The sequence below is a fragment of the Corallococcus macrosporus genome, assembly GCF_017302985.1.
Classification (GTDB): domain Bacteria; phylum Myxococcota; class Myxococcia; order Myxococcales; family Myxococcaceae; genus Corallococcus; species Corallococcus macrosporus_A.
This window is the reverse complement of sequence record NZ_JAFIMU010000010.1, coordinates 489,764-503,398: the sequence shown is the minus strand read 5'-3', so window position 1 is coordinate 503,398 and position 13,635 is coordinate 489,764. Positions and strand designations below refer to the sequence as shown.

The 13,635-nt window shown below is 69.4% G+C and carries 13 protein-coding genes; 9 read left to right on the top strand and 4 right to left on the bottom strand.

The window, feature by feature from the left end; all coding sequences use genetic code 11:
* Positions 1 to 3 precede the first annotated feature (3 nt).
* Positions 4 to 1,029 (top strand): L-erythro-3,5-diaminohexanoate dehydrogenase, encoded by a 1,026-nt coding sequence (locus JYK02_RS32695; RefSeq protein WP_207056805.1) that lies wholly within the window; start codon positions 4 to 6, stop codon positions 1,027 to 1,029.
* Here the strand turns inward: JYK02_RS32695 and JYK02_RS32690 are convergent.
* The 3 genes from JYK02_RS32690 to JYK02_RS32680 all read right to left on the bottom strand — a co-directional run bounded on the left by JYK02_RS32690 (position 1,026) and on the right by JYK02_RS32680 (position 5,272).
* Entirely contained in the window at positions 1,026 to 2,801 is a 1,776-nt protein-coding gene (locus tag JYK02_RS32690) for a glycosyl hydrolase family 18 protein (RefSeq protein WP_207056804.1), read from the bottom strand. The two genes, JYK02_RS32695 and JYK02_RS32690, sit on opposite strands and share 4 nt — an antisense overlap.
* 230 nt (positions 2,802 to 3,031) lie before the next feature.
* Positions 3,032 to 3,649: an ankyrin repeat domain-containing protein gene (locus JYK02_RS32685; protein ID WP_207056803.1), complete on the bottom strand. Its 618-nt coding sequence runs from the start codon at positions 3,647 to 3,649 to the stop codon at positions 3,032 to 3,034.
* Between the two features lie 78 nt (positions 3,650 to 3,727).
* Positions 3,728 to 5,272, bottom strand: a complete 1,545-nt coding sequence (locus JYK02_RS32680; RefSeq protein ID WP_277991470.1) for a catalase — start codon at positions 5,270 to 5,272, stop codon at positions 3,728 to 3,730.
* 315 nt (positions 5,273 to 5,587) lie between these two features.
* Here JYK02_RS32680 and JYK02_RS32675 point away from each other — a divergent pair, with 315 nt between their 5' ends.
* Genes JYK02_RS32675 through JYK02_RS32655 form a run of 5 tightly spaced genes read left to right on the top strand, consistent with a single transcriptional unit; the run spans position 5,588 to position 9,629 of the window.
* Positions 5,588 to 7,138 carry a lysine 5,6-aminomutase subunit alpha gene (locus JYK02_RS32675; RefSeq protein WP_207056802.1) on the top strand — a complete coding sequence of 517 codons (1,551 nt, stop codon included), beginning with the start codon at positions 5,588 to 5,590 and terminating at the stop codon, positions 7,136 to 7,138.
* Positions 7,135 to 7,620: a hypothetical protein gene (locus tag JYK02_RS32670; protein WP_207056801.1), complete on the top strand. Its 486-nt coding sequence runs from the start codon at positions 7,135 to 7,137 to the stop codon at positions 7,618 to 7,620. The genes JYK02_RS32675 and JYK02_RS32670 overlap by 4 nt, the downstream gene beginning before the upstream one ends.
* A gap of 4 nt (positions 7,621 to 7,624) precedes the next feature.
* Positions 7,625 to 8,410: an OAM dimerization domain-containing protein gene (locus JYK02_RS32665; RefSeq protein WP_207056800.1), complete on the top strand. Its 786-nt coding sequence runs from the start codon at positions 7,625 to 7,627 to the stop codon at positions 8,408 to 8,410.
* On the top strand, positions 8,407 to 8,805 hold the full coding sequence (locus JYK02_RS32660; protein WP_207056799.1) for a hotdog domain-containing protein: 399 nt from the start codon (positions 8,407 to 8,409) through the stop codon (positions 8,803 to 8,805). Before JYK02_RS32665 ends, JYK02_RS32660 begins: the two co-directional genes overlap by 4 nt.
* Positions 8,802 to 9,629, top strand: coding sequence for a 3-keto-5-aminohexanoate cleavage protein (locus JYK02_RS32655; RefSeq protein WP_207056798.1), 828 nt, complete (start codon positions 8,802 to 8,804; stop codon positions 9,627 to 9,629). Before JYK02_RS32660 ends, JYK02_RS32655 begins: the two co-directional genes overlap by 4 nt.
* A 49-nt stretch (positions 9,630 to 9,678) precedes the next feature.
* Here JYK02_RS32655 and JYK02_RS32650 read toward each other — a convergent pair whose 3' ends face one another.
* A complete protein-coding gene (locus JYK02_RS32650) occupies positions 9,679 to 11,121 on the bottom strand; it encodes an FAD-dependent monooxygenase (protein ID WP_207056797.1) in 1,443 nt (480 codons plus the stop codon).
* Positions 11,122 to 11,212: 91 nt separating this feature from the next.
* Here JYK02_RS32650 and JYK02_RS32645 point away from each other — a divergent pair, with 91 nt between their 5' ends.
* From JYK02_RS32645 to JYK02_RS32635, 3 genes are all read left to right on the top strand, one after another.
* Entirely contained in the window at positions 11,213 to 11,839 is a 627-nt protein-coding gene (locus tag JYK02_RS32645; protein ID WP_207056796.1) for a TetR/AcrR family transcriptional regulator C-terminal domain-containing protein, read from the top strand.
* A 164-nt stretch (positions 11,840 to 12,003) separates the two neighbouring features.
* Positions 12,004 to 12,780, top strand: coding sequence for an SDR family NAD(P)-dependent oxidoreductase (locus JYK02_RS32640; RefSeq protein ID WP_207056795.1), 777 nt, complete (start codon positions 12,004 to 12,006; stop codon positions 12,778 to 12,780).
* On the top strand, positions 12,770 to 13,567 hold the full coding sequence (locus JYK02_RS32635; RefSeq protein ID WP_207056794.1) for a class I SAM-dependent methyltransferase: 798 nt from the start codon (positions 12,770 to 12,772) through the stop codon (positions 13,565 to 13,567). The genes JYK02_RS32640 and JYK02_RS32635 overlap by 11 nt, the downstream gene beginning before the upstream one ends.
* Positions 13,568 to 13,635 lie beyond the last annotated feature (68 nt).

Sequence of the window (13,635 nt, the reverse complement as noted above, 5' to 3'; positions counted from 1 at the left end):
GCCATGGATACGTACGGACTGTCGCGCGTCGTCGGTGAGAAGGGCGTGCTGCCGCAGCGCGCGCGCAAGCTGGACCCCTCGCTGCCTTGCGGCGAGGCGGAGCTGCTCATCGACGTGGAGAGCCTCAACATCGACGCCGCGTCCTTCAAGCAGATCAAGGACGACGTGGGCGGCGACCCCGCGCGCATCGCAGGGCGCATCCAGGACATCGTGCGCGAGCGTGGCAAGATGCAGAACCCCGTCACCGGCTCGGGCGGCATGCTCATTGGCCGCGTGAAGGAGCTGGGCGCGAAGCACCCCGCCAACGGCGTGCTCAAGCCGGGCGACCGCATCGCCACGCTGGTGAGCCTGACGCTCACGCCGCTCGTCATCGAAGAGGTGAAGGCGGTGCACGCGGACATCGACCGCGTGGACATCCGGGGCCACGCGCTGCTCTTCGCGAGCGGCATCTACGCGAAGCTCCCGTCGGACATGCCGGACACGCTGTCGCTGGCGGCGCTGGACGTGTGCGGCGCGCCCGCGCTGGTGGCGCGCCACGTGCGCCCGGGCATGACGGTGGCGGTGCTGGGCGCGGGCAAGAGCGGCGCGCTGTGCCTGGCGCAGGCCCGCCGCAGCCTGGAGAGCCGCGGTAGGCTGCTGGCGCTGGACATCTCCCAGAAGGCGCTGGACGCGCTGTCCGCCATCGGCCTGTGCGACGAGGCCCTGAAGGTGGACGCCACCCAGGGCGTGGACGTGATGGAGGCGGTGCTGAAGGCGACGGGCGGTCAGCTCTGCGACCTGGTGGTCAACTGCGCCAGCGTGGGCAACACGGAGATGGCGTCGCTGTTGTCCGTGAAGGACGGCGGCACGGTCATCTTCTTCTCCATGGCCACCAGCTTCACCACGGCGGCGCTGGGCGCGGAGGGCGTGGGCAAGGACGTCACCATGCTCGTGGGCAATGGGTACGTGCCCGGCCACGCCGCCCTCACGCTGGAGCTCTTGCGCACCGAACCGGCGCTGCGGCAGCTCTTCGAGGCCCGCTACATCTAGGGCTTCAGGAAGGCCGTGTGCACGGCCTTCATCAGCGGATCCCGCTCACCCACCGGGGCGTTCTTGAAGTGGCCCTGGTTGATGGTCCAGATGATGCCGCCCCCCAGGCCCTTCTCCCGCGCCCAGCGGCCCTTCTCCGACACGGACGCGACGTCCTCGTAGGAGATGTAGTTGCAGGACTGCGGGCCGAACGCGGTGGGGAAGGAGAGGTAGGGCGCCTTGGCGGCGTCATCCCAGCGGTACGCCTCCGGCGAGTAGTAGAGCGACTGGATGTTGGCGTAGCTCATCGCGTTGTCGCTCTGCTCCTCGCGGATGTCGTCGCGCCCGTCCAGCGGGGTGCCCGGCTCCGTGATGCCCTTCCAGCAGGTTCCGAAGAAGCCCACGCCAATGCCGATGCGCTGCGCGGGCACGCCCGCGTCCAGGAACGCCTGCACGGAGCTGGCGACGGAGCTGGGGTGTCCGGAGTTCTCACCGAAGAGCGCGCTGGAGTGCCAGCTGGCCCACTGCCCCCAGTGGCCGCTCATCTTGTAGGCCATGATGTTCATCTGGTCGACGCGGGCCGCGAGCTGCCGGTGGAACTCCGCGTCCACCTTGCCCAGCGGGAAGTTGGAGTTCACCCAGCCCACGGGCACCGTGATGATGATGTTCTCGTCCGCGGCGCGCAGGTCGTCCAGCAGCGCCAGCAGAGGCGCGCTGTCCTGAGGCAGGAGGATGGGCTCCCAGTCCACGTCCACGCCGTCGAACTGCAGCGCGCGCATCGTGCTGATGATGTTGCGCACGAAGTTGCGGCGCTTCTCCAGCGTCTCCGTCGCGCCCTTGAAGCCGTCGTACTCGCCCATGCCGCCCAGCATCAGCAGCGCCTTCTTGCCGGCCGCGTGCGCCCGCTGCGCCAGCGCCCGGGCCATCTTCGGGCCCTCCACGGCGTCCACGTCGAAGTCGGTATAGAGCGTGCCGTCGATGCGCGGGCGGATGCGGCCCACCACCACGTGCGTGAGCAGCGACATGTCCACCGAGTCCACCGGGTGCAGGTCGCGCTGGTAGCCCACCCAGTAGCCCATCACCCAACTGGTGGACGTGCCGCCCGGACGCGGCGTCACCCGGGCCGACTGGCGCGAGCAGGGGCCTTCGCCCATCTCGTTGGCGGCGCAGACAGTGAACGTGTACCCGGTGCCGTTGGCGAGGCCCTCGATGAGCGTGCCCGACGCCGGCGCGTCCACCCGCTTCACCTGGCCGCCCGGCTCCGTCATGACCTTGAAGTACGACAGGGGCCGGCCGCCGTAGCTCGCGGGCGCCAGCCAGCTCACGTACGCCTGGCCATTGCCCGCGGTGGGCACCACCGAGCGCGGCTGTCCCGGCACCGTGGGGTTCGGGATGCTCATGCCCGCCAGCGGCGTCACCAGGTCCGTCTCCACGGAGGCCTGGCCTTCGCCCATCGCGTTCACCGCGGACACCTTGAAGACGTAGGTGAAGCCGTTGTTCAGCCCCAGCACCGTGGCCTGCGTGTCGGGCACCTTCACCAGCGCGCCGCCGCACTCGGGCACGCAGCGCACGACGTAGTAGAGCAGGGGGCTGCCGCCGTCCGCGGGGGGCACCGTCCACGTCACCAGCGCGGAGGCGTCTCCGGGCTGGGCGACGACCTGCTTCGGTGCTTCGGGAGGGGTGAGCGGCGGGGGCGGCGCGTCCGGCCCGCCGCCGAAGTCGCACGCGCTCAACATCACCGCGAAGGCCAGACCCACCCACCCTCGCACTGGCATTGCCCGATGGCTGTTCATCCCTGCACTCCTGAAAGGACGCGGGATGTTATGCCGTCAACCCCACACTCCGAGTCAAGAGTAGTTGGAAAATTGTGGCAATTTTGTATGAACTGGAATTCGGGTATTAAGCCGACTAATCCCATTCTGCTAGGGAATCACAAGACCTCTGCGGATGGGAAACCCGCCCCCTGAGCACGGCTGGTGCGGGGGCGGCCGGCAGGCGCGGGCCCACTGACGGGTGTTGGGCTTCAGCGCACCCGCGCGGTAGGAGCCTCCGGGACCTGGGCGGGCGCGACGGGGGCCTCGGGCATCTGGGTCCCGGCCCAGTCGTTGGCGGAGCGGCCGCTGGCGTCGCGCAGGGCGGGGGAGGCACCCTGGTGGCGCAGCTGGTCGGCGACCTCCGTGCGGCCGAAGAGGACGGCGAACATCAGCGCCGTCTGGCCCAGGCGGTTGGTCTGGTCCACGGCACAGGGCTGGGCGCTCAAGAGCCGCACCACGTCCGCGTAGCCCTTGAAGGCGGCGCCCATGAGCGCGGTGTTGCCCCGGCTGTCACCCGCGCACGCGTCCGCACCGGCGGCGAGCAGCGCCTTCACCGTCCCCGTGTGGCCGTAATAGGCGGCCAGGATGAGGGGGGAGAAGCCCCGCGCGTCGCGGGCCTCCACGGGCGTGCCGGCCTTCACGAGCCCCTCCACGATGTCCGTCTCCCCTTCGCGCGCGGCGGCGAGCAGGTAGCGCTCCGCATCGCTGGTGGCGAGCAGCCTTCCGGTGGGCGTCGCCGGAGCGCGCAGGGACATCCACGCGGCGGTCAGCACCGTGCACACCAGCATCACCAGACCCAACGAACCGAGCAGCAGCTTGCGAACCATGAGGGCATCTCCAGCGAAGGACAGGTGAAGGGGAGACGAAGCCGCCGTCGTGCCACCGGCGGCCCCGGCGAAGTCAGGTCACGGCTGGTCGCGCGTGGCCAGCGGCGCGAGGGTGGCCTTCGCGTCGTCCAGCTTCACGTTCACGGCCCTGGCCAGGCGCGTGCCGTAGTCCACGTTGGCCGCGTAGAAGTGGCCCACCATGCGCGCCTTGACCTTCGCGTCGCGCACCTGGCCCAGGTCGCCGGCCAGGTTCTGGATGAGCCGCTCCTGCGCGGCCGCGTCGAGCGACGCCCAGAAGGCGCCCGCCTGCGAGAAGTTATCCGTCTTCGCGATGGGGCGCTGCTGCGTGGTGCCCGTCAACGGCGCGTTGGAGAAGAGGGCGGCGGGCGTGTCCGACGTCTCGCGCGTGACGCTGGGCTCGTAGTTCACGTCCGACTTCGTGTGGCCGCTGTTCATCGCACCGGCCTGGCTGTTGTTGTTCACCGCAGCGCGCGCGCGGTTCACCGGCAGCGACAGGTAGTTGGCGCCCAGGCGGTAGCGCTGCGTGTCCGCGTAGGAGAAGAGGCGGCCCTGCAGCAGCCGGTCCTCGGAGGGCTCGATGCCCGGCGGCATCACACCCGGGGAGAAGGCGGACTGCTCCGTCTCCTCGAAGAAGTTGTCCGGCATCTTGTTGAGGGTGAACCTGCCCAGCTTCACCGGGGGCAGCTTGTCCTTGGGCCACTCCTTGGTGGCGTCCAGCGGATCGAACGCGAAGCTCTCCAGGTCCTTCGGATCCAGCACCTGCACGCTCAGCTCCCACGAGGGGAACTTCCCGGCCTGGATGTTCGTGTAGAGGTCGTGTGTGGCGTGCTGGAAGTCCTGGCCGCCCAGCGTCGTGGCCTCCTCCGCGGTGAGGCCCTTCACGCCCTGCTGCGACTTCCAGTTGAACTTGACGTACTTCACCTGGCCCTTGGCGTTGACGAACTTGAAGGCGTGCACGCCGTTGCCGTCCATCTGCCGGTAGTTCGCCGGGATGCCCAGGTCCGAATAGAGCTGGGTGATCATGTGCGTGGACTCGGGCTGGTGGCTGAAGAAGTCGAAGTAGCGGCCCGGGTCCTGCCGGTTCGTGACGGGGGACGGCTTCAGCGAGTGCACCATGTCCGGGAACTTCATGGCGTCCCGGATGAAGAAGATGGGCAGGTTGTTGCCGACCAGGTCCCAGTTCCCCTCGTCCGTGAAGAACTTCAGCGCGAAGCCGCGAGGGTCGCGCAGCGTCTCCGGCGAGCCGCCGGGGTGGATGACCGTGGAGAAGCGCACGAACATCGGCGTCTTCTTGCCCTTCTGGGAGAAGACGGACGCGCGCGTGAGGTTGGAGAAGTCGCCGTAGCTTTCGAAGGAGCCGTAGGCGCCGACACCGCGCGCGTGCACCACGCGCTCCGGGATGCGCTCCCGGTCGAAGCGCGCGAGCTTCTCGATGAGGGCGAAGTCCTCCAGCAGGATGCCGCCGCGGGGGCCGGCCGTCTTGGAGCTCTGGTTCGTGCCCAGCGGCGCGCCAGAGTCGGTGGTGATGGGAGGAGGGTTGCCGGCCGCGAGGACGGGAGCGCCGGACAGCAGGACCGCGAGCATCAAGGAGCGTCGGTTCAAGGGAACTCCTGGGGGTTGACGGGGGAACCAGGACCACCCCAGAGCAGGTCCCATGCCGACGTGCCGACTCGTGTGATTCCAATGGGTTGGGTGTCGTTGATTCGCCGGAGTCACCGACAATTCGGTGGTCGAACCGAAATGGCGGTGGGTGTCGCCACCGCTTTATCGGTGTCGGAGCGTTCAGCGGAATATCGGTGCGGCGGCGTTCGCGTGATGCGTCTCGCCATTCAAGAGGCGCGGTGCGGCATCGTTCGCTGAGGGTGTGGGGGCTGCGTTCTTGAGCCGAAGCACGCGGCGCTCGGGTAGGGTGCGCGCATGTCAGGCCCGTTTATCGACGACGCGCGGATTGCCGAGGCGCGCAAGCTGGCGGACGAGATCGTCAATCCGATCTTCGACCTCATCCAACGCAACACCACTGTCTCCAATGAGCGCACCGTGTTGCGCTTCTTTGGCATCTCCGGCGCGGGTGCGCGAGGCGTGCCCCTGGCGAACCTCATGGTGGACAAGCTGAAGTCCGCCGGGGTGCTGAACCGGGGCGCTGCCTACTGGTACGGCCGCGCGCTGCAACTGGGCGCCAGCAGTCCGCTGGACGCCGTGGAGCGCATCACCGCGCTGCCCACGGACAAGCTGGGCGCGCTGTCGCCGGAGATGGAAGCGAACCTGCGCGACGCCGTGCGCGAGGAGGCCCGCGCGGCGATGACGGAGCTCAAGGCCCGCATCGCCCAGCGCAACGCCCTGCGCGAGCAGTTCCCCATGTCTCCCGCGCCGCACAAGTACGTCATCGTCGCCACCGGCAACATCTACGACGACGTGGACCAGGCGCGGGCCGCGGCGCAGGCGGGCGCGGACGTCATCGCGGTCATCCGCTCCACGGCGCAGTCGCTGCTGGACTACGTGCCCCACGGCGCGACGACGGAGGGCTACGGCGGCACCTACGCCACCCAGGAGAACTTCCGCGTGATGCGCGAGGCCCTGGATGACGAGAGCCGCAAGCTCAAGCGCTACATCCAGCTCACCAACTACTCGTCCGGCCTGTGCATGTCGGAGATCGCCTTCTGCGCGGCGTACGAGCGGCTGGACATGCTCCTCAACGACGCGATGTACGGCATCCTCTTCCGCGACATCAACATGCGGCGGACGTTCATCGACCAGTACTTCAGCCGCCGCATCTGCGCCCTGGCCGGCATCATCATCAACACCGGTGAGGACAACTACATCACCACCGCGGACGCCTACGACGCGGCCCACACCGTCATCGCCAGCCAGTTCATCAACGAGTGCTTCGCCAAGCGCGCGGGCCTCAAGGACTGGCAGCTGGGCATCGGGCACTCGTACGAGATCGACCCGTACCGCGACGACACGCTGCTCCTGGAGCTGTCGCAGGCGATGCTCGTGCGCCGCTGCTTCCCGGACGCGCCGCTCAAGTACATGCCGCCCACGAAGCACAAGGAGACGGACATCTTCTTCAGCCACGCGTACGACGTGATGGCGGACCTGGTGGCCATCTGGACGCGGCAGGGCATCCAGCTCTTGGGCATGATGACGGAGGCCATGCACACGCCGCTGCTCGCGGACCGGTACGTGGCGCTCAAGTCCGCGTCGTACATCCACCGCGCGGCCCGCGGCATCGACGAGGAGTTCACCGTCCGCGAGGACGGGAAGATCGCCAACCGCGCGCGCGAGGTCTTCGCCAAGGCGGAGGAGCTGCTGCGCGAGTGCCACTCGGAGGGCATGGTGGCGGCCATCGGCAAGGGGCGCTTCGGTGACGTGAAGCGCGAGGAGACCGGTGGCAAGGGCCTGGACGGCGTGCTGGAGAAGGCGCCGGATTACTTCAATCCGTTCCTGGAAATGCTGGAGGCGACATGATCCTGGGTACTTTCGTGGCCGTGATGCTGGCCGCGGGCGGCAGCGCGGATGCGTTGAGCAGCGTCACGGTGAAGAACATCGCGCTGAAGGCGCCGGCGGCGTGGACGCGCTCCAACATGGACGGCACGGAGAAGTTCCTGGCGCCCTCCGGTGACGCGTACTTCCTGGTGGACGTGGGCACGGTGCAGACCGCGGGCATGAAGGCGGAGCTGTGCCGCACGAAGATCCTCGCGAACATCGGCGGCGACAGCTGGACCATGCTGAAGGTGGGCGGCCAGCCGGCGGCCACCAAGACGGACACGGACGCGGCGCCGGACGGCAGCGGCAACGTGGACACGGTGACGTACGTGGGGTGCAACGGGAAGACGACCTGGTCCGTGGTCTTCTACATGGAGCAGGGCAAGAAGGACCGTTTCGCCGCGGTGGCCGAGAAGGTGGGCACCAGCGTGTCGTTCACGCCGCCCAAGAACAAGAAGGGGTAGTTCGATGGTGAAGCCGAGCAAGCAGATCATCCGCCCCTACGGCGACCGTCGCGACGACGGCATGGTGCAGCTGTCGTTCACGCTGCCGGTGCCGCTGTCGGAGAAGGCCAAGGAGGCCGCCGCCCAGTTCACGAAGAAGATGGGCTTCACGGACGTGAAGGTGGCCGCCGCCGAGCGCGCCGCGGACCAGTACACGTTCTTCGTCGTCTACGCCCGCTCCAACGTGACGCTGGACTACGCGGAGATCGACGTGCCGGAGGTGGTGGTGCGCAAGATGGGGTTCGACGACCTCAACGCGCTCATCAAGGAGAAGGTCCGCCGCCGCATCGTCGTCTTCGGCGCGTGCACCGGCACCGACACGCACACGGTGGGCATCGACGCCATCCTGAACATGAAGGGCTACGCGGGCGACTACGGCCTGGAGCGCTACCCCGGCTTCGAGGCGTTCAACCTGGGCAGCCAGGTGCCCAACGAGGACCTCATCAAGAAGGCCATGGCGAAGCACGCGGACGCCATCCTCGTCTCGCAGGTCGTCACGCAGCGCGACGTGCACAAGGACAACTCGCGCCAGTTCATCGACGCGGCGAAGGCGGCGGGCATCCACGGCAAGACGCTGCTCCTCTTGGGCGGGCCGCGCGTGGACCACAAGCTGGCGCTGGAGCTGGGCTTCGACGCGGGCTTCGGGCCGGGCACCAAGCCGTCGGACGTGGCGAACTACATCGTGCACGCGGTGATGAAGAAAGAGGGCACGGAGTCCGCGGACTCCCACTACCAGGGGGAACCCACGTGAGCACTGGCACGAAGGCGGTACTGCGGCTGCGCATGGGCAGCCATGACGCGCACTACGGCGGCAACCTGGTGGACGGGGCGCGGATGCTCGGTCTGTTCGGGGACGTGGCCACGGAGCTGTGCATCCGCTCGGACGGGGACGAGGGGCTGTTTCGCGCCTACGACTCCGTGGAGTTCCTGGCCCCGGTGTACGCGGGCGACTTCATCGAGGCGGAAGGGGAGATCGTCTCCGCGGGCAACACGTCGCGGAAGATGCGCTTCGAGGCTCGCAAGGTCATCAAGCCCCGGCCGGACGTGAACGACTCGGCGGCGGACGTGCTTCCGGAGGCGGTGGTGGTGTGCCGCGCTTCGGGCACCTGCGTGGTGCCCAAGGACAAGCAGCGGGTGAAGCGATGAGCAAGCCCATGGTCCTCACCGCCGCCCTGGTGGGCGCGGAGACGACGCGCGAGCAGACGCCGTACCTGCCCATCACTGCGGAGGAGATCGCGGAAGACGCGGCGAAGTGCCGCGAGGCCGGCGCGGCGATGGTGCACATCCACGTGCGGACGGCGGAGGGCAAGCCGTCGCAGGACGCGGAGCTGTTCCGCGCGGCCATCCGCGCCATCCGCAAGCGCACGGACGTGCTCATCCAGGTGTCCACCGGCGGCGCGGTGGGCATGGACGTGAACGAGCGGTGCGGCGGGCTGACGCTCACGGGCGCGGACAAGCCTGACATGGCCACGCTCACCACGGGCACGGTGAACTTCGGGGAGGAAGTATTTTGGAATCCCCGGCCGCTGGTGCGCGACATCGCGAAGCGCATCAAGAGCATCGGTCTCAAGCCGGAGCTGGAGTGCTTCGACGTTGGGATGATCGACGAGGCGCGCTACCTGGCGAAGGAAGGGCTGGTGGACCTGCCGGCGCACTTCGACTTCGTGCTGGGCGTGCCGGGCACGCTCCAGGCGCGGCCGGAGGTGTTGGACTTCATGATCGCCGCGCTGCCGGAGGGAAGCTCCTGGACGGTGGCGGGCGTGGGGCGCCAGCAGCTCCCGTTCGTGGAGGAGGCCGCGAAGCGCGGCGGCAACGCGCGCGTGGGTCTGGAGGACAACATCTACGTGTCCAAGGGCGTGCTCGCGAAGGGCAACTTCGAGCTGGTGGCGGAGGCCGCGAAGCGGGCCCGTGCCGCCGGCCGCGAACTCGCGACCCCCGAACAGGCCCGGCAGCTCCTGCGCCTGGGCTGAGACTTCGACGCGAGGCCCGGAAGCGGACGACGCCCCGGGCCCGCGTGTTTCAGGCGGCCCACGCCCAGCCGACGTGGCCGTCCGGGCGCACCAGCATGCCGCCCACGCCTTCGAGATCTGCGCGCCCCACGCGTGCGCGCAGCGTCGTCACCTGTGAGGGCCAGCCGGGTTCCCAGCGGGGCAGGGGGCGGGAGGCGTCCTCGCCCAGGCCCAGCAGCAGCCAACGGCCCGGGTGCAGCGCCGCGTAGAGCCGCGTGTCCGTGCCAAGCTCCATGTCGCTCAACCGCCGGCCGCTCCATTCCGGGAGCAACGACACCTCCGGCGCGGGTACTTCCAGCGGCGCGTACGCGACGTCGAGCGCCCCGATGTTGTCCGCGAGCTGGCGGTTCAGCCGGGGCTCACGAAGCAGGTCGCTCATCATCGCGCGCAGGGCCAGTGTCTCCCGCGTGGCGCCCATGAGCGCGGTCTGCGCGAGCGTGTTGTGGATCAGCGCTTCACCCACCGGACGTCGTTCGCGCGAGTAGCTGTCGAGCAGTGCCTCCGGCGCGCCATCCTTCACCACCGCCGCGAGCTTCCACCCCAGGTTCATCGCGTCCTGTAGGCCAACGTTGAGCCCCTGGCCTCCCGCCGGGAAGTGGATGTGAGCGGCATCCCCCGCCAGCAGCACGCGCCCGTCGCGATAGCGCTCCGCGAGCCGCGTCTCGTTGCCGAAGCGGGACAGCCACTGTGGGTCCCGCATCCCGAAGTCCGTGCCCGCGATGCGCAGCGTGCACTCCCTCAGCTCCTCCAGCGTGACGGGCTCGCGGACCGGCGCCTTCTCCCGGAGCGGATCATTCACGACGAGGCGGTGGACGCCTGGGGCCATGGGCACCACCATCACGCCGCCCCGTTCGTTCGCGATGCCGATGGCGGGTTGTGCCGGTGGCGAGCCCAACGTCACGTCCCCCAGCATCGCCGTGCGCGTCACGTCCGTCCCCGGGAACGGGATGCCCGCCAGCCTCCGCACCGCGCTCCGGGCCCCGTCCGCGCCCACCACGAAGCGCGCGCGGATCCGGAAGGTGCCCGCAGCCGTGGCGCCCTCCAGGTCCACGCCTTCGCCGTCCTGCCGCAGGGCCTCCACCGTATGGCCGCGCCGCACGGCCACACCCAGCTCCCGCGCCCGTTCCTCCAGCAGGGCCTCCGTCACCGCCTGCGGAAGGAACAGCGTGTAGGGGAAGCGCGTGTCCAGGACGCTGAAGTCCAGGCGCGTGTCGAGCATCGCGAAGTGCCCGGTGGGCAGCGGCCGCCCCCGCGCCAGGAACCGCCCCTCCAGCCCACGCAGCGCCAGCACCTCCAGCGAGCGCGGGTGCAGCGTCAGCGCCCGCGACTCGCGCACGGCCTCCGTGCGCCGCTCGAACACCTCCACCCGAACCCCCGCCAGCGCCAGCTCGCACGCGAGCCACAGCCCGGTGGGACCTCCTCCCACCACCGCCACATCCAGGACCTCCGCCATGACCGACCTCCCGCCCGAAGGCGTCAAACTAACGTTGTTAGGGATCGACTAACGCTGTTAGTTTGTCAAGCCAGCGAGGGCCTTCCAGGGCATGCGAATCCAGCGGGAGCAGGTGGTGGCGGCGGCGTGGACGCTGCTGGACGAGCACGGCCTGGAGGGCCTCACGATGCGCGTGCTGGCGAAGGCGCTCTCCATCCAGGCGCCGTCGCTGTACTGGCACTTCCCGGGCAAGCAGGCCCTGCTGGACGCGATGGCGGACACGCTGGTGCAGGACGTGGCGAGGACGCTGACGGCGGACTCGCCGTGGGAGCCGGTGGTGCGCACCGTGGCGCAGGAGCTGCGGCGCGCGTTCCTGGCTCACCGGGACGGCGCCCGCGTCTACGCCGGCACCCTCGTGGTGTCCGAGCACACGCTGCGCGTCTCCGACACCGTCATTGGCGCGCTGACGCGAGCGGGGCTCGACTCGCGGGCAGCGGGCTGGGCGGCGTTCACGGTGCTCGACTACGTGCTGGGCTTCACCATCGAGGAGCAGGGCTTCACCGCGCAGGACGCCGAAGCGCGGGAGCGGGAAGGGGCACTGCGCCAGCTCGCCTCTGCGCGCTATCCCCACGCGGCCGGCGCGGTGGACGCCATCCTGGACCGCGACTTCGAGCGGCGCTTCGCCTTCGGGTTGGACCTGTTGGTCGCGGGCATCCGCGCGCGGCTGTCCACGCCCTAGCGCGAAGTCCTGTCAGGAGTCCGGCGCGCATTTCGTCTCGCTGCCCGGCACGCAGCGCACCCGCGGACACCGCCTGTTCATCCGGCTGTCCCCCCGGGACGGCTCGGGCATCATGCCGCGCATTCCTCCCGGCCTGACGGGAGCCCACGGGGAGTCGCGAAGCGATGGACACGGGACTGCAGGGCAAGGGTGTGCTGGTGACGGGCGGCGCGGGCGGCATCGGCTCCGCGCTGGTGCGCGCGTTCGCGGGTGAAGGCGCGAAGGTGGCGGTGCACTACCACCGCAGCCAGGAGAAGGCGGCGGCGCTCGCGCGCGAGGTGGGCGGCACGTCGGTTCGCGCGGACCTCACGGTGGAGGCGGACGTGGACGCGCTGGTGCCCCTGGCGGTGAAGGACCTGGGCCGGCTGGAAGTGCTGGTCTGCAACACCGGCGTGTATCCCGCGCCCGACGAGCCGCTGTGGACGATGTCGCTGGAGCGCTGGCGCCGCACGCTGGCGCAGAACCTGGACAGCGTGTTCCTGAGCTGCCGCGCGTTCCTGCGCCACGTGGAGACGACGCGCATGGGCACCATCGTCATCATCAGCTCCACGGCGGGCCTCTTCGGCGAGGCGGGCCACACGGACTACGCGGCGGCGAAGGGCGCGCTCGCGGCCGGCTTCGTGAAGAGCCTGAAGAACGAGCTGCACCGCATTGCCCCCATGGGCCGCGTGAACGTGGTGTGCCCGGGCTGGACGGAAGTGGACCGCAACCGCGCCAAATTGGTGGACCCGGAGTTCGTCGGCCGCGTCACGCGGACGATGCCGCTGCGCAAGGTGGGGCAGCCGGAGGACGTGGCGCGCGTCGTGGTGACGCTCGCGTCGGATCGCATCTCCGGCCACGTGACGGGTGAGGTCGTCACCGTGGCTGGAGGCATGGAAGGACGGGTGCTGCATGAAGACTGAACTGGACGTGCGGACGTACAACCGCGAGGCGTGGAACGGCGAGGTGGGCCGGGGCAACAAGTGGACGCTGCCGGTGGCCCCGGAGGTCATCGCCGCCGCGCGACGGGGTGACTGGAGCGTGGTGCTCACCCCGACGAAGCCCGTGCCGCGCGCGTGGTTCGGGGACCTGAAGGGCAAGGACCTGCTGGGCCTGGCGAGCGCGGGCGGTCAGCAGTGCCCGGTGTTCGCGGCGGCGGGAGCGCGCGTCACCGTGTTCGACAACTCGCCCGCGCAGCTGGCGCAGGACCGGAAGGTCGCCGAGCGCGAGGGCCTGGAGATGAAGTACGTGGAGGGCGACATGCGGGACCTGTCCGCGTTCGCCGACGGGAGCTTCGACCTCATCTTCCACCCGTGCTCCAACTGCTTCGCGGAGGAGATCCGCTCCGTGTGGCGCGAGGCCTTCCGCGTGCTGCGTCCAGGAGGCGTGCTCCTGTCCGGCATCTGCAACCCGGTGCGCTACCTCTTCGATCCGGCCGAGGAGGAGAAGGGCGTGATGCGGCTGAAGTACCCGATGCCGTACTCCGACTTCACCAGCCTCACGGACGAGGAGCGCCGCCGCTACATGGACAAGGACGAGCCCATGTGCGTGGGACACTCGCTGGAGGATCAGCTGGGCGGACAGCTGGACGCGGGCTTCGTGCTCACGCACCTGTTCGAGGACAAGTACGAGGGGACGAAGGACCTGCTCTCCACGTTCCTGTCCACCTTCATGGCCACGCGTGCCCTGAAGCCCGCCTCGCGGCTGTGAAAACAGGGCGATTTAACCTTCGGCGGGCTCCGGGGTCTTGAGTGTCAGAGCGCGACGGGAAGCAGGCG

What these genes read in the sequence shown, in the direction of transcription:
- JYK02_RS32695 (WP_207056805.1), top strand. Translation starts at nt 4, where the DNA reads ATGGATACGTACGGACTGTCGCGCGTCGTCGGTGAGAAGGGCGTGCTG.
- JYK02_RS32690 (WP_207056804.1), bottom strand. Translation starts at nt 2,801, where the DNA reads ATGAACAGCCATCGGGCAATGCCAGTGCGAGGGTGGGTGGGTCTGGCC.
- JYK02_RS32685 (WP_207056803.1), bottom strand. Translation starts at nt 3,649, where the DNA reads ATGGTTCGCAAGCTGCTGCTCGGTTCGTTGGGTCTGGTGATGCTGGTG.
- JYK02_RS32675 (WP_207056802.1), top strand. Translation starts at nt 5,588, where the DNA reads ATGTCAGGCCCGTTTATCGACGACGCGCGGATTGCCGAGGCGCGCAAG.
- JYK02_RS32670 (WP_207056801.1), top strand. Translation starts at nt 7,135, where the DNA reads ATGATCCTGGGTACTTTCGTGGCCGTGATGCTGGCCGCGGGCGGCAGC.
- JYK02_RS32665 (WP_207056800.1), top strand. Translation starts at nt 7,625, where the DNA reads ATGGTGAAGCCGAGCAAGCAGATCATCCGCCCCTACGGCGACCGTCGC.
- JYK02_RS32655 (WP_207056798.1), top strand. Translation starts at nt 8,802, where the DNA reads ATGAGCAAGCCCATGGTCCTCACCGCCGCCCTGGTGGGCGCGGAGACG.
- JYK02_RS32650 (WP_207056797.1), bottom strand. Translation starts at nt 11,121, where the DNA reads ATGGCGGAGGTCCTGGATGTGGCGGTGGTGGGAGGAGGTCCCACCGGG.
- JYK02_RS32645 (WP_207056796.1), top strand. Translation starts at nt 11,213, where the DNA reads ATGCGAATCCAGCGGGAGCAGGTGGTGGCGGCGGCGTGGACGCTGCTG.
- JYK02_RS32640 (WP_207056795.1), top strand. Translation starts at nt 12,004, where the DNA reads ATGGACACGGGACTGCAGGGCAAGGGTGTGCTGGTGACGGGCGGCGCG.
- JYK02_RS32635 (WP_207056794.1), top strand. Translation starts at nt 12,770, where the DNA reads ATGAAGACTGAACTGGACGTGCGGACGTACAACCGCGAGGCGTGGAAC.